Here is a 230-nt window from a genome sequence, read left to right as displayed (position 1 = left end):
GCCTCGTGCAACGCGGCCACGGCTGCGGCCGCGGTCTCGCGGACGGCGTCGGCCAGGGCGATAACCCCGACCAGGCGGCCGTCGACCGCGACGAGCACGGCGGTCCTGCCCGACTGCGCGAGCGCGTCACGCGTGGCGGACAGATCGCCGAGCGGGACACCCTCGGCGGACATCAGGCGCTGGTTGCCGACGAGCACCCGGTGACCGTTCACCGTGGCGCCGGCGCCGTG

The 230-nt window shown here is 76.1% G+C and carries 1 pseudogene; it reads right to left on the bottom strand.

Features of this window, described 5'->3' with window-relative positions:
- Positions 1-230, bottom strand: a pseudogene (locus HP550_RS01655) (HAD family hydrolase); the annotation flags it as partial.

The organism is Cellulomonas humilata (assembly GCF_013359775.1).
Taxonomy (GTDB): Bacteria; Actinomycetota; Actinomycetes; order Actinomycetales; family Cellulomonadaceae; genus Cellulomonas; species Cellulomonas humilata.
This window is presented reverse-complemented; position numbering and strand designations above follow the sequence as displayed.